At 42.2% G+C, this 18,367-nt stretch carries 22 protein-coding genes; 8 read left to right on the forward strand and 14 right to left on the reverse strand.

What is annotated here, in order from left to right:
- The first annotated feature begins 108 nt into the window (after positions 1-108).
- The 4 genes from ACSR9O_RS03385 to ACSR9O_RS03400 all read left to right on the forward strand — a co-directional run bounded on the left by ACSR9O_RS03385 (position 109) and on the right by ACSR9O_RS03400 (position 4,201).
- Positions 109-2,406: a ribonucleoside-diphosphate reductase subunit alpha gene (locus tag ACSR9O_RS03385; RefSeq protein ID WP_260356847.1), complete on the forward strand. Its 2,298-nt coding sequence runs from the start codon at positions 109-111 to the stop codon at positions 2,404-2,406.
- Positions 2,407-2,455: 49 nt separating this feature from the next.
- Positions 2,456-3,508, forward strand: coding sequence for a ribonucleotide-diphosphate reductase subunit beta (locus ACSR9O_RS03390; protein WP_137023613.1), 1,053 nt, complete (start codon positions 2,456-2,458; stop codon positions 3,506-3,508).
- Complete coding sequence (locus tag ACSR9O_RS03395; protein WP_491723912.1) at positions 3,498-3,917, forward strand: flavodoxin domain-containing protein; 420 nt, start codon at positions 3,498-3,500, stop codon at positions 3,915-3,917. Before ACSR9O_RS03390 ends, ACSR9O_RS03395 begins: the two co-directional genes overlap by 11 nt.
- 116 nt (positions 3,918-4,033) lie before the next feature.
- Positions 4,034-4,201, forward strand: coding sequence for a hypothetical protein (locus tag ACSR9O_RS03400; RefSeq protein ID WP_157831098.1), 168 nt, complete (start codon positions 4,034-4,036; stop codon positions 4,199-4,201).
- Positions 4,202-4,242: 41 nt separating this feature from the next.
- Here ACSR9O_RS03400 and ACSR9O_RS03405 read toward each other — a convergent pair whose 3' ends face one another.
- Together ACSR9O_RS03405 and ACSR9O_RS03410 are read right to left on the reverse strand one after the other, a co-directional pair.
- Entirely contained in the window at positions 4,243-4,440 is a 198-nt protein-coding gene (locus ACSR9O_RS03405) for a cold-shock protein (RefSeq protein ID WP_028393295.1), read from the reverse strand.
- Positions 4,441-4,637: 197 nt separating this feature from the next.
- Positions 4,638-5,129, reverse strand: a complete 492-nt coding sequence (locus tag ACSR9O_RS03410; RefSeq protein WP_101224256.1) for a hypothetical protein — start codon at positions 5,127-5,129, stop codon at positions 4,638-4,640.
- 115 nt (positions 5,130-5,244) lie between these two features.
- Here ACSR9O_RS03410 and ACSR9O_RS03415 point away from each other — a divergent pair, with 115 nt between their 5' ends.
- Positions 5,245-5,724: a GNAT family N-acetyltransferase gene (locus tag ACSR9O_RS03415; RefSeq protein ID WP_260357943.1), complete on the forward strand. Its 480-nt coding sequence runs from the start codon at positions 5,245-5,247 to the stop codon at positions 5,722-5,724.
- On the opposite strand, the gene modB is transcribed toward ACSR9O_RS03415, so the two are convergent.
- Positions 5,686-6,339 carry a molybdate ABC transporter permease subunit gene (modB, locus tag ACSR9O_RS03420; protein WP_101224257.1) on the reverse strand — a complete coding sequence of 218 codons (654 nt, stop codon included), beginning with the start codon at positions 6,337-6,339 and terminating at the stop codon, positions 5,686-5,688. The genes ACSR9O_RS03415 and modB overlap by 39 nt on opposite strands.
- 248 nt (positions 6,340-6,587) lie before the next feature.
- On the opposite strand from modB, the gene spx reads away from it, so the two are divergent.
- Complete coding sequence (gene spx, locus ACSR9O_RS03425; protein ID WP_034314875.1) at positions 6,588-6,983, forward strand: transcriptional regulator Spx; 396 nt, start codon at positions 6,588-6,590, stop codon at positions 6,981-6,983.
- 55 nt (positions 6,984-7,038) lie between these two features.
- Here spx and ACSR9O_RS03430 read toward each other — a convergent pair whose 3' ends face one another.
- The 5 genes from ACSR9O_RS03430 to ACSR9O_RS03450 form a co-directional block, all read right to left on the reverse strand.
- Positions 7,039-8,469 carry a HAMP domain-containing sensor histidine kinase gene (locus tag ACSR9O_RS03430; protein WP_230177435.1) on the reverse strand — a complete coding sequence of 477 codons (1,431 nt, stop codon included), beginning with the start codon at positions 8,467-8,469 and terminating at the stop codon, positions 7,039-7,041.
- Positions 8,459-9,148, reverse strand: a complete 690-nt coding sequence (locus tag ACSR9O_RS03435) for a response regulator transcription factor (RefSeq protein ID WP_101224259.1) — start codon at positions 9,146-9,148, stop codon at positions 8,459-8,461. Before ACSR9O_RS03435 ends, ACSR9O_RS03430 begins: the two co-directional genes overlap by 11 nt.
- A 257-nt stretch (positions 9,149-9,405) precedes the next feature.
- On the reverse strand, positions 9,406-10,332 hold the full coding sequence (locus tag ACSR9O_RS03440; protein WP_260356846.1) for a cation diffusion facilitator family transporter: 927 nt from the start codon (positions 10,330-10,332) through the stop codon (positions 9,406-9,408).
- Positions 10,333-10,540: 208 nt separating this feature from the next.
- Positions 10,541-10,672 (reverse strand): hypothetical protein, encoded by a 132-nt coding sequence (locus ACSR9O_RS03445; RefSeq protein WP_260356845.1) that lies wholly within the window; start codon positions 10,670-10,672, stop codon positions 10,541-10,543.
- 98 nt (positions 10,673-10,770) lie between these two features.
- A complete protein-coding gene (locus ACSR9O_RS03450; protein ID WP_101224261.1) occupies positions 10,771-11,514 on the reverse strand; it encodes a metallophosphoesterase family protein in 744 nt (247 codons plus the stop codon).
- A 216-nt stretch (positions 11,515-11,730) separates the two neighbouring features.
- Between ACSR9O_RS03450 and ACSR9O_RS03455 the strand changes: the two genes are divergently transcribed.
- On the forward strand, positions 11,731-11,883 hold the full coding sequence (locus ACSR9O_RS03455; RefSeq protein ID WP_101224262.1) for a YjcZ family sporulation protein: 153 nt from the start codon (positions 11,731-11,733) through the stop codon (positions 11,881-11,883).
- Between the two features lie 42 nt (positions 11,884-11,925).
- Here ACSR9O_RS03455 and ACSR9O_RS03460 read toward each other — a convergent pair whose 3' ends face one another.
- Positions 11,926-12,537 (reverse strand): DedA family protein, encoded by a 612-nt coding sequence (locus tag ACSR9O_RS03460; RefSeq protein WP_230177286.1) that lies wholly within the window; start codon positions 12,535-12,537, stop codon positions 11,926-11,928.
- A gap of 341 nt (positions 12,538-12,878) precedes the next feature.
- Positions 12,879-13,844, reverse strand: a complete 966-nt coding sequence (locus tag ACSR9O_RS03465; RefSeq protein ID WP_491723913.1) for an NAD(P)H-dependent flavin oxidoreductase — start codon at positions 13,842-13,844, stop codon at positions 12,879-12,881.
- 80 nt (positions 13,845-13,924) lie between these two features.
- Between ACSR9O_RS03465 and ACSR9O_RS03470 the strand changes: the two genes are divergently transcribed.
- Positions 13,925-14,437 carry a gamma carbonic anhydrase family protein gene (locus tag ACSR9O_RS03470; RefSeq protein ID WP_034314889.1) on the forward strand — a complete coding sequence of 171 codons (513 nt, stop codon included), beginning with the start codon at positions 13,925-13,927 and terminating at the stop codon, positions 14,435-14,437.
- 77 nt (positions 14,438-14,514) lie between these two features.
- On the opposite strand, the gene paaX is transcribed toward ACSR9O_RS03470, so the two are convergent.
- The 4 genes from paaX to ACSR9O_RS03490 all read right to left on the reverse strand — a co-directional run bounded on the left by paaX (position 14,515) and on the right by ACSR9O_RS03490 (position 18,349).
- Positions 14,515-15,396, reverse strand: a complete 882-nt coding sequence (gene paaX, locus ACSR9O_RS03475; RefSeq protein ID WP_096339984.1) for a phenylacetic acid degradation operon negative regulatory protein PaaX — start codon at positions 15,394-15,396, stop codon at positions 14,515-14,517.
- A gap of 85 nt (positions 15,397-15,481) precedes the next feature.
- On the reverse strand, positions 15,482-16,258 hold the full coding sequence (locus tag ACSR9O_RS03480) for an enoyl-CoA hydratase-related protein (protein ID WP_230177282.1): 777 nt from the start codon (positions 16,256-16,258) through the stop codon (positions 15,482-15,484).
- Positions 16,259-16,271: 13 nt separating this feature from the next.
- A complete protein-coding gene (locus tag ACSR9O_RS03485; RefSeq protein WP_491723914.1) occupies positions 16,272-17,480 on the reverse strand; it encodes an acetyl-CoA C-acyltransferase in 1,209 nt (402 codons plus the stop codon).
- Positions 17,477-18,349, reverse strand: coding sequence for a 3-hydroxyacyl-CoA dehydrogenase (locus ACSR9O_RS03490; protein ID WP_491723915.1), 873 nt, complete (start codon positions 18,347-18,349; stop codon positions 17,477-17,479). The genes ACSR9O_RS03485 and ACSR9O_RS03490 overlap by 4 nt, the downstream gene beginning before the upstream one ends.
- Positions 18,350-18,367 lie beyond the last annotated feature (18 nt).

The following is an 18,367-nucleotide window of genomic DNA, read 5'->3' on the forward strand; positions in this document are numbered from 1 at the left end:
GATAGTATAACGGCTATTTTTTCATGGCTCTTTTATTCTATCGTTTGATCCGCTCAATTCTTTGGGCGGTTTTTTTATTTTAGCGGAAGTTAACAAGGAGGATTATTAATGACTCAAACATATAACTCTACCATAAGTGAAAATGAAACAGAAAAGAAATCCATCCAGCTTGAGATGTTATCGAAGGAATTCGAAGGCCGTCTCGATATGGAAAAGTTCAAAAAGCGTTTTACAAAATGGCTTGATCGCAAAAGTGACTCAACCGAAGAACAGGCATCAAAAAAACTGATTCAACTCGCTCTTGAGGGTGTGGATATCGATGCTCCGGATTGGACATTCGTTGCTGCAGCAGAACTGTTGAATACAATGTATAGGGATGCACAAGCCAATCGAGGTTATGCAGGCAAGAGTTATGGCCCATTCTATGAGCTGATCACAGAACTCTCCCAGCTTTCGGAAGGTCAGCGTTATCCAATTTACAAGCCAGAACTGCTATCTTCATATACAAAAGCGGAAATTGAGGAATTGGGCTCGGTGATCGACCCGGAAAAAGATAAATTATTCTCATACATAGGCATCTACTTATTGAACGACCGCTATCTGGCCCGCCCAAAAAAGGACAAGGTCTACGAACTGCCGCAAGAACGTTTCATGATCATCGCGATGGAAATCATGCGAATGGAAAAAACGGAGCACCGCCTGCAACTTATAAAAGAAGCATACTGGGCCATGTCCAACCTTTATATGACCGTTGCGACTCCTACACTCTCCAATGCTGGGAAAACACATGGACAGTTAAGCTCTTGCTTTATCGACGCGATTGAAGATTCCATTGATGGCATCTATCTATCAAACTACGATGCAGCAAAAGTATCTAAATTCGGCGGCGGTGTCGGCCTTTACGTTGGTAAGGTTCGCTCGCTTGGTTCTGATATCCGGGGTTTCTCTGGAAATAGTTCCGGCACGACGCCCTGGATTAGACTATTCAACCAGACAGCTGTAAGTGTTGATCAATTGGGTCAACGTAAAGGCGCCATCGCGATTTACTTGGATGCCTGGCATAAAGATATCATGAGCTTCCTCGATTTGAAGACACAAAACGGGGATGACAGATTAAAAGCCCATGATATTTTTACAGGCGTTTGCATACCGGATTTATTCATGGAGGCTGTACGCGACAGAAAAGAATGGTATCTTTTCGATCCGCATACCGTCAAGCAAACCCTTGGATTTTCACTTGAAGATCTTTATGACGAGAAGAAAGGCGAAGGAAGCTTCAGGAAACATTATGCACTTGCTGTCGAGGCCGCAGAAAATGGCACGCTTCCAAACTACAGCTTTGAAAAAATCAATGCGATGGACATCATGAAAAGCATCATGATTTCTCAATTAGAAGAAGGCGTACCGTATATGTTCTACCGCGATGAAGTGAATCGGAAGAATCCCAATAAACATAAAGGTATGATTTATTGTTCCAACCTTTGTACGGAGATTGCCCAAAACCTAAGCCCTTCGACTATCACGGATGAATATGAAACAGAAGATGGAGATGTTGTTGTGGTTCGTAAAAGCGGCGATTTCGTTGTCTGCAACCTTTCATCCATTAACTTGCCACGGGCGGTGGGCAGCGATGTTTTGGAAAGATTGATTCCCATTCAGATCCGTATGCTGGACAATGTCATTGATGTGAATAATCTTCCTGTCAAACAAGCATCCATCTCGAACAAACGTTACCGGGCAATTGGTTTAGGAACGTTTGGATGGCATCATTTACTTGCCACACAGAATATTTATTGGGAATCCGATGAGGCTGTTCAATATGCCGATGCTTTATACGAAAAGATCGCTTACTTAACAATCAAGGCATCCAACGAATTGGCCAAGGAAAAAGGATCATACCCATATTTTGAAGGATCTGATTGGCATACAGGGGACTATTTCGAACTGCGTGACTATACAGATCAAAAATGGATGGATTTAAAAGCAGACGTACAGGAACACGGAACCCGTAATGGATATTTAATGGCGATTGCCCCCAATTCATCGACAGCCAAAATCGGTAATTCCACGGATGGCATCGACCCTTTGTATGAAATTGAATTTTACGAAGAAAAGAAAAACTTCAAATTCAAGGTGACCGCACCAGGCTTGACGCCAAATACGTATGAATATTATAAAAAGACGCGATTCAATTTGGACCAACTGGAAAGCATCAGGCAAAATGCAGCCCGACAACGCCATATTGACCAAGCAATCAGCTTTAATCTGTATGTACACAATACAATCAAAGCGAAGGTCCTGTTGGATATACATTTAACGGCATGGGAAAGCGGGTTGAAATCAACGTATTATGTTCGTTCGACTTCTTCCGAATATGACAATGCCTGCGAAAGCTGTTCAAGTTAACGACAATCAATCATGACCCAGTAATCTATTCTTAAAGGAGTTTTCACGAATGACCAATCATATCAAAAAAATTCGGATGCTCGAACCGACGCATCCAACCAAGGCAACCGGTGTTTTCAAAGGAGAAGCTTCAGGCTTCCTCCTTTGGAACGATATTCAGTATGAAAAATTCTATGATACCTATACACAGCTCATCAATAACTTTTGGAAGCCTTCGAGCGTGAACATGATTCAGGATAAAAAGCAGTGGGGCGAATTGGATGAAGATATCCAGGATGCATTTCTCGATATCCTTACGATGATCGCTGGAATGGACAGTCTTCAAACGCCCACATTAGTAGAAATCCTTCGGTACATCAAAGATCCGGCGGCAAAAGCTATCCTGGCCAACATGGCCCAGCAGGAATCGATCCATAATGAATCTTATTCCTATATCCTTGCTTCCTTGATTCCGGTAGGCAAGCAAAAACAGCTTTTCGACCGCATCAAAGAACATCCTGAAGTGATTAAGCGTAACCAACCGATCGTTGATGCTTATCAAACGTTCGTGGACGATCCCAGCCCACAGCATTTATTCGAGGCACTGATCCATTCAACGAACCTTGAAGGAATTTATTTCTATCTGGCTTTCGCCTTTTATTATAATTTAGGACGGCAAAATCTAATGACCGGATCGGCTACGATGATATCCTATATTCATCGCGATGAAATGGTACATTTCGATTTCATTGGAATGCTCATTCAAATCTTGATGTATGAATATCCTGAGTTAAATAATGAAGAAAACACGAAGTTCATCTATACAACGATTGAAAAAGCAGTCGAACTCGAAAAGGAATGGTCTGAATATATGCTCGAAGATATCCAAACCAAAGCCGATCTTGATTTGGAAGAATTCAATGAGTACATCGAATATATCGCCAACAAACGGTTACGTATGCTAGGCCTTGAAAATTTGTATAAAGAGTATGGCGAGAACCCGATGCCATGGATCAAAACGTTCGATGATGAATCCATCGGACTTACCAAAACCGATTTCTTCGAACAGAAGTCAAGGACATACAGTCAAGTAAATGCCAGCAATGGGTTCGATGAGCTGTAAAGTTGCCATTGTCTATCATTCTGCCGGCGGCAATACAAAAGCGCTTGCTGAAGCCCTCGCTTCCCTTTTACCTGAAGCTGGACTATATCGAATGAATGAATTCGATTCACGTACATTGCCAGATTACGATGCATTGATCGTCGGCACCTATACATGGGGCAATGGGGAGCTTCCCGCTAAATCAGCAGCCCTTTATAAAGAACTGGAACAGTTGCCTATTGCTCATCTGAAAACGGGAGTCTTCGGCACTGGTGAAACCAACTATAATCATTTTTGTGGGGCGGTCGATCATTTCCGGGACATGTTATTTGCCAAGAGCAAGTTATTGGTGACATTGAAGATAGAACAGATGTATCAAGAATCAGACTTGCCCAGACTTCAAAAGTTCGCCTCGCTATTCCAGAACTGACTGAAAGGGGATATGCATGCTCGCATATCCCCTTTCAGTGTTTAAAAACTTGGCTCCCTCTATCATAGCAGCCGTAAGCATGGAGTATAATGGAAGAAAAAAGGAGATAATATCCAATGACTGAAAATATAACACAGTTCCTTCCTATCATTTTTATGCTAGTGCTTGTAGTATTCGTTATATTCATCGTCTTTTTCCTGTCAGGGCATTTTAATCGTTCTAAACGGATCGAAGAAAAATTGGACAAAGCATTAAAGGAAATCGCCGAAATAAAAGAAAAATAAAAAGACTCCAAAATCGGAGTCTTTTTTTTATATGCGTTCAATTATTTTTGAACGTTAGCTGCTTGTGGTCCACGAGCGCCTTGCTCGATTTCGAAAGAAACTTCTTGGCCTTCTTCAAGCGTTTTGAAGCCTTCTCCTTGGATAGCTGAGAAATGAACGAATACATCGTCTTGGCCTTCAACTTCGATGAAACCGAAACCTTTTTCTGCGTTAAACCATTTTACTTTACCTTGTACCATGATAGTTCCTCCTGTGTTTGGAAAAATCCATTTTATTACTATTTTTGGTTCTGGATAATGTTTCAAGAGGAATCCTATTACAGTAAATCCTTCTATCAAACTTTTCCGAACAAAAATAATTACTCATATTATATCATGGGAAATCCTAAAAAAACAAGATTATCGCAGTAAATCAACCGACAAATTATCCTAAAATTCTACATATTTCTCTTCTTGCTTTGTCGGAAGCCTTCGTCCAATAAGTAACGCTCCGCCTCTATCGGACTCTCGAAACATTCCTCAAGATTCGACCCTGAATAAACATTCCAAAGCAGGTCTTCCCTTTCAAGTGTAAGCTCTTGCTTTTCAGGGCCAATCCATGCCCCTTCCAACCTAGCGAACTCGTTTTCCTCTTCTTCGAATTCTACCGGAGGTTTTGATAGGTAATCCACGCTTTTTTGAATCAATTCTTTCAAATCCGCTTCATCATAGTCACGTATATTGATAAACCCTTTACGGTCAGTGTCTTTTTTTCTCATATGCCCAGCGTAAACGAATCCATTTCCATTGGGATGCAAGTGCTGAACGACGATTTTTTTCTCTTGGACGCTATCTGGATAATGGAAGTTCACACGTCCCAATGAAACGTCTTTTCGCTGTAATTCCGGAAAAGTTTCAATGATGCTCAATTTTTCTTCAAATGTTAACAAATTTCTTCCTCATTTCATTAGTTCATATTGTTTGTCGATTATAACATAGACTGATTAGAAACAATAATCCCCCTCTTCCATTATAATGTAATGAAAGGGAGTGATTTGATTGCTCATGACAATTCGGGACCTGGACTCCGATTATGGCCGGCAGCTTTTTAATCTTCAGAAAGAAGCCTATAAGGTGGAAGCGGAAATGATCGGCTTTGCTGATATCCCTCCATTATTGGAAACATATGAACAATTCATTCATTGTCATGAAACGTTTCTATGCTTTTTAAAGGGTGGTACCTTAGCGGGTGCAATATCTTATACAAAAGAAAATGGTCAAATACTGATTTGCCGGATGGTCGTCCATCCTGATTATTTTCGGCAGGGTATCGCGGATGCACTGCTGCATGCTCTTCAATTACCCGGCGCCTGGGAAAAGATATCCGTTTCGACCGGTAAAATGAACCTGCCTGCACGGAACCTTTACGAAAAAAACGGATTCACCCATAAAGAGGACGTAGAAGCCGCACCTTTCTTTTTCATAAGCATATTCGAGAAACAGCATTCATTTTATGTATGTCACGATAAAAAGCATAATGAATGAAATGACAATGATTACGGCAACCCATAGCCAGGCTAATGTCATATTCCCGGAGTCCATGGCGATATAAATCGCCGTCGGTATGGTTTGTGTCTGTCCGGGAATGTTTCCGGCAAACATGAGTGTGGCCCCGAATTCCCCCAATGCACGCGCAGAACTCAAGATGGCACCAGTGACGATGGATTTGACCGCCAATGGAAGGGATACATTCAGGAATAATCTCCACTCGCCGGCCCCGTCAACCCTTGCTGCATTTTCGATTTCTTCATCTATACCTTCAAAGCCCGTTTTAGCGGATTGGTACATAAGCGGAAACGCTACCACGGTAGATGCAATGACCGCCGCCCACCACGTGAACATCAGTGGCTGATCAAAAACCCTTTCAATCAATTGTCCCGGCATTCCACTCTTGCCAAAAATCACAATCAATAAAAACCCCACGACGGAAGGCGGCAAAACAAGCGGCAATAAAAACGCTGTTTCCAACAGGACTCTTCCCTTGAATTTCTTTTTAGCCATCATTCGCGCTAGGATAATTCCTAAAACGAAAACAAGGATACCCGATAGTCCCGCTACTTGTATCGATAGCCTGACTGGTGACCAAAAATCCCCTGTCATGATACCATCCGCACATCACTGTTAAATAACGGCCTATGCAGGTCCTTTTTCGGCACCATTACCCAAACCGTTTCTTTTTCATTAAAGGCAGATTCCATTTCATTTTCTCCCTTTCTTTTTTAAAATAACATTTAAGTTTATTTTTCTTGACATCTTGCTGACACAAAGGAACGTTAAAGTAAGAGTATCACAAATATAAAAATAATTTCATTCCAATAAACTTGAAAACTTTGAAGGAGTCGATTTTAATGGTAACAATTTATACTACCCCAAGCAGTTTAGCCTGTCGTAAAGCAAAAGCTTGGCTTAAGAAGAACGAAATTTCCTTTAATGAACGTAACCTATATTCCCAACCACTTTCTATAGAAGAAATAAAAGAGATTTTACGTAAAACGGAAGGCGGGACAGATGAAATCATCTCAACCCGTTCCAAAAAATTCAAAAGCCTGAATATCGATATAAATAATACACCACTTAATGATCTTTGCAAGCTTATTCAAGATAACCCGGATTTACTTCGCCGGCCAATCATTTTCGACCATAAGAACTTGCATGCAGGATATAATGAAGAAGAAATGGGACGCTTCCTTCCAAGGAAGGTCCGTCATGTACAATTATGGCGTGCAATCAGCCAATTGGCTTAATCAGTTAACATTCTGCATAATAAGAGGGTTGTCCATTACATCGGACAACCCTTTTTTATATCTTATCCGCTTTCTCTATGACAATCGTGAAGGTGGTGCCTTGTTCATCGCTATCCTTAAGCACAAGATCTCCCTTTTGCGCTTTTGCGAGCATCTTACTGAATGGCAGTCCCAAACCTAACCCACGTACCTTCAGCTTTTTGTTTTCACCTCGATAAAATGGTTCGAACACATATTGCTGTTCATGTTTCGGAATCCCCCGCCCGCTGTCCAGTACATCAATGCAGATCCGTTCTTCATCCTTTTCATAAAGGTGAATCGCTATTTTCCCTTTGCCGTCAAGTGCATGTCTGGCATTATTCAAAAGGTTAATGACGATTTGCTGCATCCGCAATGAATCAATTTGACCAAAGACCGGTTCATCAGGAACTTTTATCTCAAAAGCGAACGCTTGATCATCATCCTGGGTCACCTGCCAGCGATAGGCGATTTCCTTGATGAATATATTGATATTCTCTTTTTGTACCCGGATTTTAAAAGCGCCTGCCGATATGGCATTATAATTGAGTAAATCCTCTATCATACCTTGTAATCGCTGAGTTTCCTTTAAGGAAATATCAAGGAATTCCTTACTTTGCTCTCCCTTAACGACATCGTCCTTAACCGCTTGTATCAGTCCGCTAATGGAAGTGACTGGCGTTTTCAAATCATGGGTTACGCCTGCAAGCAATTCCGCCCGCAACTTCTCCATGACCTTCAATCGATTGGTCATTTCCTTAAATGATTCTATCAGTTCATAAATTTCTTCTTCCTTGATTTCCTCTTCCTCTTTGAAATGGATATCATAGTTGCCTTCACGAACCTGGACAGCGGCGTTAGCTACGTCTTGGATGGGGCGCGAAATTTGCCTGGAAAGAAAATAAATGACTCCCGTCCCCAGAATCAGAAGTCCTCCAATCATGATCGCCAACAAGCCATGGTCTTGGTTGATTTCCTTCAATGCCCCTTCTTCCTGGGCAATGACCACCCAGCCTCTCGTCTCATCGTTAAAAGTAATGGGGGATTTTACGACATATACTTTGTTGTCTGAAATCTTGACCTTCTGGACTAACTCCGTATTTTTCATGATGACGTCCGGGAGTTTATTTTCATCCGGATCGATATACAATTGTGGCATCGTATATATGATGGTCGCATCGGGATCGACGATATAGATGATTGGCTGTTGGTTCAGATGGAGGATTTTCTCCCTTTCCTCAACAATTTCCGAAAGGATCGGACCAACGACAATCTGGCCATTTTCCTTAATCGCGCGATCGGATGTTTCATCAGCTAAGTATTTAAGAAGGCTGAGCCTATATTCCAAAGCCGTTTTTTCCATCCACCATAAGGAAAAAACAGACAATAATATCAAACCTGAAATCAAGGTCAATACGTACCTCTTTGTCCAATAGCGTTGTAAAGTGGTTCTTTTTTTAGTTTTCATAGACACTCAATTGATACCCCAATCCACGCAATGTTTTTATTTCCCCCTCAGTTACAGGCCATGCATCTATCGCCTTCCTGATTCGTTTGATCGCCAGGTCCACCGCACGGTCACTGCCGTCATAATCTATGCCCCACACTTGGTCAAGCAGCTGTTCTCTCGTGAAAATTTGATTAGGGTGCTTAGCAAAAAAAACGAGCAGCGACAAATCACGCGGCGTCAAGTTTATCTCTTCCCCATTCAAATGCACCTTATAAGACAGATCATCGATGGTTAAACTCCCAAATTGATGTACATGACCATCTTCCGTAACAACCGATGATGATCTTCTTAAAACGGCATGCACCCGGGCCACGACTTCTTCGGCAACAAAGGGTTTGGAGATGTAATCATCCGCACCTGACTTAAATCCCGATAATCTGTAATCGACATCTGTCAGTGCAGTCAACATGATAACCGGACATGTATCTTCCTCCCGAATTTCCTTCAGTATATCCCAGCCTTCCTTACCAGGAAGCATGACATCAAGCAGGACAAGGTCTGGCTTCGTTTCTTCAAACACCGGAATGGCCTTTAGCCCATCGTAAACTTGGACTACATCAAAACCTTCCCGCTCCAAATATGCTTTCAACACCATCGATATGGCAATTTCATCTTCTACTACAAGAATTTTCTTCATTGACGGATTCCTCCTTCCTGAATTATAGTGGAATCATTTTATATATGCTAACTATTAAAAAGACCAAGCATTTTCCCTCAATCTTACCATTTTTATGTGTCAGGATTATGTTCGCAGTAAAATTAGCCGATGTTTTCACATAATAACCTTGTGTAAGTGATCTCGATTCATTTTAACAGGAATGCTTCTGCATGGTCGTAATGATCATCCAGAAAATACACTCTTAAGAGGCTGGCTCTAAACTGAGCCAGCCCTTTTCAATTACATGTCTCGTGTGGATTCGGACAACCCGCTTCCTGTCTTTCCACTTGGATCGTGCTATGTTCAATTCCAAACTGATCATGAAGTAGTTTTTGCGCTTCTGCTAAAACGGAATCGTGATTACCGCTCTCATCTATGACAACATGGCAGCTCATTGTCAAAAAGCCAGAGGTGATCGTCCAGATATGGAGATCATGGACATCTGATACACCATCCAATTCCATCAAGGATGCTTTCACTTCATCCATATCGACTTGGTCTGGTGTGCCCTCCATCAAGATATGGAAAGAATCCCTCACTACCCTAAAACCGCTGATAATGATTAAAATCGCGACTATGATGCTCGCAATCGGATCTGCAATTCCCCAATCGAAAAAATAAATCAAAAGTGCGGCCGCAATGGCACCCACAGATCCAAGCATATCACCAATAACATGTAAAAAAGCACTCCGTACATTCAGATTGTCTTCCTTATCTCCGCTCATTAAAATCCAGGCCGCAATGATATTAACAAGTAAGCCGATGATTGAAATCATTAGCATTCCCAAGCTTTGCACCTCGGGGGGATCCAGGAACCTCTTAATTGCCTCTATGAAAATGAATACGGATATGACGATCAAGGTCAATCCATTCAAACAAGCAGCAATGATTTCAAACCGTTTATATCCAAACGATTTGGACGATGTCGCTTTCCTTTCCCCCAACCTTATCGCTGTATAACTAAGCCCTAAAGCTGCTGCATCGCTAAGCATGTGACCTGCATCCGACAGTAAAGCCAGACTATTTGTCAAGAACCCGCCAATGACCTCGACGATCATGAATGTGGAGATTAATAAGAAAGATGCCAACAAGGCTTTTTTATTATTAGAATGGTGGTGGTGTCCGTGCCCATGATCATGGGAGTGACCATGATGATGTCCCATGCCATCCCTCCTCTCGGATTTGAAACTTATATATAGTATGGGATAAATCCAGAATGGTTTCAAATGATTCACTTCCGGGATTCACTGGCGGTAAAAAGAGTGATGGAATCAGGAGGACGTGATCTTTTACGAAAACCCTAAATTCTGGCTTCAGCCATTTCAATGTAAAAATAAACGCTACAGACATTAACTGCAGCGTTTTTCCCGTTTATCCTTCCTCTTTCATCGTATCATCGACAATGGCGTACAGATCCTTATTAAACAATTCATCATTACAGACAAAACTGTGCCCTTCCATCTCTTCCTGCTCTTGATTTACTACCCGTTCCTTTTCCTTCATGACATACCTCCAGCTTCGTTGAGTTTGCCTATTATCGTATCCACAGGCATGTACCTTTATGCTCAACATTTCCCCATACTTCATCTTTTTTAAGCGCCCTAGACCTGCTGGCCGCCATGGAAGGCACGAATAATGAATTCATGCTCTGGGACTTGTAAGCTTTGATACGATGACAGGAACGATGTATTATCATAGGCGACTTTTTCAAGATTTACCTGAATACCGGTATTTTCAATCGCAACAATCGCATAAGGGGCAACTGGTTCACCATTACAGCCAAGAGAACCAGGGTTCAGGAATATCGTTCGGTCATTTTTAAAAAGGTGGATGGGATGATGATGTCCAAATCCGATTAAATCGTGATGCTGATCTTTAAAAAGCGTTTCTAAGTTACTTAAACTCGGTTCAACGATTTTACTAAATGGATTTTGGCTTATGTGCTCATCCAATTTCTTCGATTCCATGTGATAATGGGTGAAGTAAACGGAGTGATCATTAATGATATGATGTATGGTTCGAGGCAATTTTTCCAATTCATTTATGAATTTCCTATGCATCCTTTCAGCTATCCATTCATGATGCTCCTTAACATGAATATGACCGTCCGGATGCGGCTCCCCGTTAATGATGGCCAGGACAGCTTCATCATGATTTCCAGTTATCATCGATACATCATTTCTTGAAAATAAAAGTTCAAGGACTTCATTAGTATCCGGGCCAATCCCGACCATATCTCCCAAACAATAGAGACGATCTATATCTTCCCTTTGATCAATATCCCTAAGAACGGCTTTCAACGCTGAAGCATTACCATGCACATCCGTAATAATGGCAACTTTCATGAGTTAGTTCAGCTCCCTTCCCCCACAATCCACATGGTATATTATAACATTTAAAACAAAATCAAAAAAATATTCGGGCTTATTCCCTTGATTTTGCCCACGCCCATTTTTTATGAATAAGCAAACACTTCGGCCTAGAATACATAGTATGAAGTATTCCCGGTAAAGATGTTTTGCTAGGTATGTAATTCATAATATGTATGAGGAGGAAATCAAATGGGTGGAAATGGTAACGAATGTTGTGGCGGCGGTGGCGGCTGCGGCGGTTTCGATAACGGATTTGCATTGCTGATCGTATTATTCATCTTGTTGATCATCATCGGATGCAGTTGGGGATTCGGCGGCGGCGGCGGCGGTGGATGCTGCTAATATACTAAATCAAAAAGGCGCCTGAGCATGGCGCCTTCTTTGTTATGAATTGACTTTTATTTTTTCTCTTTGCTTTTGTTTTCGAGTCTTCATAATGAACCAAATGACTATAAGTGCAATAGGGATAAGCAAGAAATTCGCATATTGTGAAAAGATGGCTCCCGCCTGCTCCCATCTAGGTCCTAACTTAAACCCTAAATAAACATAAACGCTTGTAACAGGAAGCATCGCCATATAAGTATATAATATGAATTTCCAAATATTCATTTTCAATATTCCGCATGGCAGCGACACGGCGGTACGTATACCTGGTACAAACCGTCCAAAGAAGGCAATTCCCCCACCATACCTTTCAAAGAAGCGGTCAGCTTTGTTCAGCTGCTCATCTTTGATCAAAAAGTATTTTCCGAACTTTAATACAAGCGGTCTCCCGCCATACTTGCCTAAGGCATAAAGCGTCAATGGGCCCGTTACCCCGCCAAGCGAACCGGCAAGGATAGTCAAGTATAAATTCATATCACCTTGATAAACCCAGTATCCTGCCAGTGGCAAAACTATTTCAGCAGGAATGAATTCAAAAGTCAAAGCTAGCAAAACACCGAAATAAGATAAAGATTTAAACGCTTCAATCATATCCATAATTAAAGTTTCCATTGAGGTTTCCCCTTTTCTAACTTTTATTACATATAAAAAGGGGTGCTTCAAGATGAATGCGGGCACCCATGATGTCAAAAAGGACATTGTCCATTGTATCACAAGTTAACCCGCATTTTTCTATAATGTTATCCTAAAACAGTGTTCTTATGGAGTCCATATTTTGTTATCGGGCTATTCACTATAGAACTACGCTTGTAAAAAGAAGGATAATAGAATATCAGATGTCCCGAAACGAAAAAAACTTGAGGACGAATTGACCTCAAGCATTCGTTATAGTTAATCAAGTGAATAGCCCCTAAATGGGTAGAGATGTACCCATGACAAGATCGGTAACCCTCTCAAATCATAAAAGGGGCAGAGAGCCTCCTCAATCCATCTTCCATTTGTTTTTTTGCATCTTTCATCATGCCATCAAGTAATTCCTTTACAGTGGGTATATCGTCAATCAATCCGGCAACCTGGCCGCTGTTCATAAAACCATTGTTAACATCCCCGTTCATCGCGCCATTAATATGATGGACCTCAGAGGTCATTTCACGATAATTCACAGAAGACAGCCCCTGTTTTTCCAAATCAAGGACTTTCTCGGTATATGGATCCTTCAATACCCTTCTGACCTGGCCAAACGTTCTGCCCAAAATTACCGTATCATTGCCCATAGCTTCGATTAGTTTCTGTTTATATGACGGATGGAACGGTGCCTCTTGTGTAGCGATCAGCCTGGTTCCCAATTGGACTCCTGAAGCCCCCAGCATCAATGCCGCTGCCAAACCCTGTCCATTGCCTATTCCGCCAGCTGCCAAAACCGGGAGCGTCACATGCTTGCTGATTTGCGGAATGAGTGTAAAGGTCGTCATTTCCAGGTTCGAATTGATGCCGGCAGCTTCAAACCCTTCTGCGACCAACACATCAGCCCTTGCTGCTTGCGCTTTTTGCGCGTGCTTGACCGACGCAACGATGGCAATCACTTTTATATTCTTTTTTTGCAATAGCGGAATGAAAGGGGCAGGATTTCCTGCAGATAAGGAAACTACAGGTATTTCATGCTTCAGGACAAGATTCACTAACTCATCTGTATATGGACTAACATTTATTGGAATGTTCAACGCGAAATTGTTATTGGTTTTATCTTTGGTTTCGAGAATGATGGCTTCCACCTGTTCAGGATTCATGGTACCGCACCCTATTGTCCCAAGTCCTCCTGCATTGGATACTGCAGCCGCAAGACTTGCATTGCTTATATTCCCCATGCCGCCTTGTATAATGGGATATTTTATCGCAAAAAGTTCACAAATATATTTCACTTTCATCCCTCCCTGTCAATTTAATGTTATACTATATTCATTAGAAAAACAATTCTGACTTTTCAAAAAGGAGCGAGACTATGATTATTCCTTACAATAATAAAAAACCATCCATTGATGATACTGTTTTCGTGGCACCCGGCGCTCATTTAATCGGTGATGTTTCGATTGGGAAAGACTCGACCATTTGGTTTAATTCCGTACTGCGCGGTGATGAAGATTCAATTACAATAGGAGAAAAATGCAGTATACAAGATAATTCCACCATTCATTTATTCGAAGGATGCCCAGTTGTCATTGAAGACGAAGTGACGGTTGGTCACAATGTCATCCTGCATGGCTGTAAAATAGGCAAACGCTCCATTATCGGTATGGGATCAACGATATTGGATAATGTAGAGATTGGCGAAGAATGCATCGTCGGAGCGAACACATTGATTTCCTCTGGCAAAATCATACCTCCACGTTCACTGGTTATTGGTTCCCCGGGGAAAGTGGTTCGCAGATTGAATGATAAAGACCTTGAATTGATCCAACTTTCAATCGATACATATGTTCAAAAAGGAAAAGACTTCAAAGGGATACTTGATTAATTAAAAGCAAGAGTCGAAAATGATAATGTGAAAAGAGCCTCGGCAAGTCGTAGTTAACGACTGGCTGAAGCTCTTTTTCACTTAATGATCAGTGGATGGTCCTTGGCATCATAGGTTTCATCTTTCCGGCATAAATCATTGTTTTCCTGAAATACGCTTTCAAAAAAACGGCTTGCTGGTTCAGCCAAGACTTGATAATACTGGCTAAATAAAAGAGCAGCATGATTGCCATTCCACTTTGAAGGCAGAAGTTCCTTTGGCAGGCCCGGATCGATAAATAAAAATTTACGGTATTCATGCACCAAGTTTGTTCGTTCCACAAAACAATCAGCATCGGACATTTCGCCCCTGCTAATGATGCTTTGATGAACGATGAATTGTTTGCTGTATTTCTCGATGAATTCTTCATATTTATTTTCAATCTCTTCTAAATGCCAGCTCTTCTCGACAAGCGATTGGTTTTCCTTTGGACCTTTGTACTCCGAAATGAAAAAATCAACATATTCATCTATGTCATATTTCTCGATCAAGCGATTGATTTGTTTCTCCAAATCATTAGGGGAAATCCAGCAACCACTTGAAAAACTGCCAAACCCGCTCCATAATAATTCTTTACGGAGATCATCTCGTAATTGCCGCTTATCTTCAGGGATCGTGTACATTAAGATACGCCATTTACCGTCCCATTCATTCGGTTTCATCTTATATATGCGATTGGCCGCTTCATCCATTCTCTGCACACCGCGATCAGTCAAAAAGTAATAGCTTTTATTTCCCTGCTTCTCCGACTGAATCCACCCTTGCTTGACCATTCGTGAAACGGCTACACGAACGCCCTGCTCATTATGGCCGAATTCCTTTAACAAACGAATTAAACTGCCTATCCAGATCTTACTTCCATAGTTACGGATATAATCGCCGTATATCGTAAAAATCATGGATTGTGTATTAGTACCTATCCTTCTCACCTCGTCCTAACATTGTTACTGTTTTCACACGGAAGACATAATAATTATTATATCTTTTTTAAATGAAAGCGCAATATCATTCACCAGTAAACCGTGCTTTTCTCCGTTCACTGAATGCCAGCAGCGCTTCCGATCTGTCTTGAGTCGGGATAGTCAATTCATAGGCTTTACCTTCTATGGCCATTCCGGTTTGCAAGTCCGTATTCATTCCTTGGTCAATCGCATATTTGGCTTGTTTGACTGCAATCGGCCCGTTTTTCATGATATTGGCTGCCAATTCTCCACAAGCTGACATTAGTTGATCCCTTGGCACGACCTTCAAAAGGATCCCTAATTGACATGCCTCTTCTGCAGTCAATTTTTTAGCAGTGAAGATCAATTCCTTCGCTTTCATTTCCCCAATCAATCTCGGCAGCCGCTGTGTACCGCCTGCCCCAGGAATAATGGCCCAGCTAGTTTCAGTGAGCCCCATAGAAACACCTTCGGCTGCAATTGCAAAGTCACATGAAAGCATCCATTCAAATCCTCCCCCCAATGCATATCCATTGACGGCAGCTATGGTTGGCTGCGGAAGCCCTGCGATACTATTAAAAACATCACGAATCGCTTTAACGTTCCTTCTTACTTCCGCATCATTCAAAGACTTTCTTTCTTTCAAATCCGCACCCGCGCTGAATGCTTTTTCCCCAGCACCGGTGAAAATGACGACACGGATATTGCCGTCATAATAAACTGCATCGATGACTTCCTGAAGTTCACAAAGTGTCCCATAGTCGAAGCAGTTCAATACGTCGGGCCGATTCACTGTTATATAGCCGATTTGATTTATCACTTCATAAATAACCTTGGACATGAGGCACCTCCCCTTAATTTGTCTCGATATTTTCTATAATTGCCGATATGCCTTGGCCAACGCCTACACACATCGTCGCAAGACCATAGCGTACTTTCCGCTTTTTCATTTCGTGGACAAGTGTTGTTAAAATACGCGCCCCGCTTGCACCGAGGGGATGGCCAAACGCTATTGCCCCGCCATTGACATTCACTTTCTCCTTATCCAATTTCAACTGGCGGATGCACTCCAAGGATTGGGAAGCGAATGCTTCATTCAATTCCACTAGCCCGATGTCTTCAATCGTCAAGCTTGCCCTCTCCAATGCCTTTTTAGTGGCATGAATCGGACCAAGGCCCATAATGGACGGTTCTAAGCCCGCTACCGCCCCCACAACATATTTGGCCAGAGGCTTCAATCCAAGCTCCCGTGCTTTTTCTGCACTCATCAAAAGTAATGCCGAGGCTCCATCATTTACACCTGAAGCATTACCGGCCGTTACGGTGCCGCCTTTAAAGATCGGTTTGAGTTTTTCCAACTTTTCGATGGTCGTGTCAGGACGAGGGTGTTCATCTTTCTCGATAATGACCTCATTCCCTTTACGATCCGTATATCGAACAGGTACGATTTCAGTAATGAAACGCTCATTTTCCACTGCTTTTTTTGCTCTTTGCTGGCTTTGATACGCGAATTGATCTTGGTCCTCCCTTGAAACCGAAAAACGCAGGGCGACGTTTTCAGCCGTTTGAGGCATGGAATCCGCACCATACATTTCTTTAAGTTTCTCATTCGTGAAACGCCATCCGATCGTTGTATCCTGAAGCTCCATTGAACCCCGAGGAAATTCACTCTCAGGTTTGGCCATGACGTACGGCGCCCTTGTCATGCTTTCAGTACCGCCTGCGATATAAATATCGCCTTCACCAACTGCAATGGAGCGTGCAGCATACATGACGGCATCCAATCCGGATCCACATAAGCGATTTATTGTCGTTCCACCTACATTTACCGGAAGACCAGCTAAAAGGGCGGACATCCGGGCCACATCGCGATTATCCTCTCCGGCTTGATTTGCATTCCCGAAGATGACATCCTCAATTTGATCTGGCGGCAGCTCTGGATTGCGATCGGTCAGCGCCTTGATTACAATTGCACCTAGGTCATCCGGTCGAACGCTTTTCAATGCGCCTTTATATCTTCCGATTGGTGTTCTCACAGCATCAATGATCACAACATCCTTCATTTCCTCACCAGCTCGCCGTCTTTTGTATAATCGTACACACCTTTACCTGATTTACGGCCGAGCCTGCCAGCTTTAACATACTGTTCAAGGAGGGGAGCCGGGCGGTATTTCTCACCAAGCTTACTATGTAAGTATTTTAAATTATTCAATCGGGCATCTAGTCCCACCAAATCACCTAGCTCAAATGGCCCCATTGGGTAATTCAGCCCTAACTTTATTGCCTTATCGATTTCCTCTGGTGTGCCTAAACCTTCTTGAAGCATAAAGAAGGCTTCATTTCCTACCAAACAGCTGATCCTGCTGGTTACAAACCCAGGGAATTCATTTATGACCACTGTTTCTTTTCCCATTTTTCCGGCTACCTCTTTTATTACAGCTGCCGTTTCATCGCTGGTTTCAAGTCCACGTACGATTTCAACGAGCGGCATCTTTTGTACAGGATTGAAAAAATGCATGGTAATCGTTTTTTCGGGACGTTTTCCATAAGAACCAATTTCCGTCGGGCTCATCGTGGACGTATTGGTTGCAAAATAACAGTCTTCTTTTGCATGGACTTCAATCGTTTCAAAGACTGCCCTCTTAATTTCCGCCTTTTCCGGAACTGCCTCTATGATCAAGTCGGCATATGCTGCTGATTCTTTCAAATTGGAAGAATAGGAAAATCTGCTTTTTGCAGCTGCCGCTTCTTCCTGAGTGATTTTTTGATAGCGCACACCCTTCTCAAAAATGGCATCTATCTCATTTCTTGCACTTTCCAAAGCATCCTGATTCACATCCACCAGCACTACATTAAAGCCCCCTGTTGCTCCTACATAAGCTATTCCCCTGCCCATGACACCAGATCCGACAATCACTAGATTTCTAATCATTCGTTCATTCCTCCTTCA

Source organism: Peribacillus sp. B65 (assembly GCF_058513295.1).

Coding starts and splice junctions, on each gene's coding strand:
- ACSR9O_RS03490 (WP_491723915.1), bottom strand. CDS start 18,349: ATGATTAGAAATCTAGTGATTGTCGGATCTGGTGTCATGGGCAGGGGA.
- ACSR9O_RS03385 (WP_260356847.1), top strand. CDS start 109: ATGACTCAAACATATAACTCTACCATAAGTGAAAATGAAACAGAAAAG.
- ACSR9O_RS03400 (WP_157831098.1), top strand. CDS start 4,034: ATGACTGAAAATATAACACAGTTCCTTCCTATCATTTTTATGCTAGTG.
- ACSR9O_RS03390 (WP_137023613.1), top strand. CDS start 2,456: ATGACCAATCATATCAAAAAAATTCGGATGCTCGAACCGACGCATCCA.
- spx (WP_034314875.1), top strand. CDS start 6,588: ATGGTAACAATTTATACTACCCCAAGCAGTTTAGCCTGTCGTAAAGCA.
- ACSR9O_RS03395 (WP_491723912.1), top strand. CDS start 3,498: ATGAGCTGTAAAGTTGCCATTGTCTATCATTCTGCCGGCGGCAATACA.
- ACSR9O_RS03405 (WP_028393295.1), bottom strand. CDS start 4,440: ATGGTACAAGGTAAAGTAAAATGGTTTAACGCAGAAAAAGGTTTCGGT.
- ACSR9O_RS03435 (WP_101224259.1), bottom strand. CDS start 9,148: ATGAAGAAAATTCTTGTAGTAGAAGATGAAATTGCCATATCGATGGTG.
- ACSR9O_RS03450 (WP_101224261.1), bottom strand. CDS start 11,514: ATGAAAGTTGCCATTATTACGGATGTGCATGGTAATGCTTCAGCGTTG.
- ACSR9O_RS03470 (WP_034314889.1), top strand. CDS start 13,925: ATGATTATTCCTTACAATAATAAAAAACCATCCATTGATGATACTGTT.
- ACSR9O_RS03415 (WP_260357943.1), top strand. CDS start 5,245: ATGACAATTCGGGACCTGGACTCCGATTATGGCCGGCAGCTTTTTAAT.
- ACSR9O_RS03445 (WP_260356845.1), bottom strand. CDS start 10,672: ATGAAGGAAAAGGAACGGGTAGTAAATCAAGAGCAGGAAGAGATGGAA.
- ACSR9O_RS03455 (WP_101224262.1), top strand. CDS start 11,731: ATGGGTGGAAATGGTAACGAATGTTGTGGCGGCGGTGGCGGCTGCGGC.
- ACSR9O_RS03440 (WP_260356846.1), bottom strand. CDS start 10,332: ATGGGACATCATCATGGTCACTCCCATGATCATGGGCACGGACACCAC.
- ACSR9O_RS03430 (WP_230177435.1), bottom strand. CDS start 8,469: ATGAAAACTAAAAAAAGAACCACTTTACAACGCTATTGGACAAAGAGG.
- ACSR9O_RS03460 (WP_230177286.1), bottom strand. CDS start 12,537: ATGGAAACTTTAATTATGGATATGATTGAAGCGTTTAAATCTTTATCT.
- modB (WP_101224257.1), bottom strand. CDS start 6,339: ATGACAGGGGATTTTTGGTCACCAGTCAGGCTATCGATACAAGTAGCG.
- ACSR9O_RS03480 (WP_230177282.1), bottom strand. CDS start 16,258: ATGTCCAAGGTTATTTATGAAGTGATAAATCAAATCGGCTATATAACA.
- ACSR9O_RS03485 (WP_491723914.1), bottom strand. CDS start 17,480: ATGAAGGATGTTGTGATCATTGATGCTGTGAGAACACCAATCGGAAGA.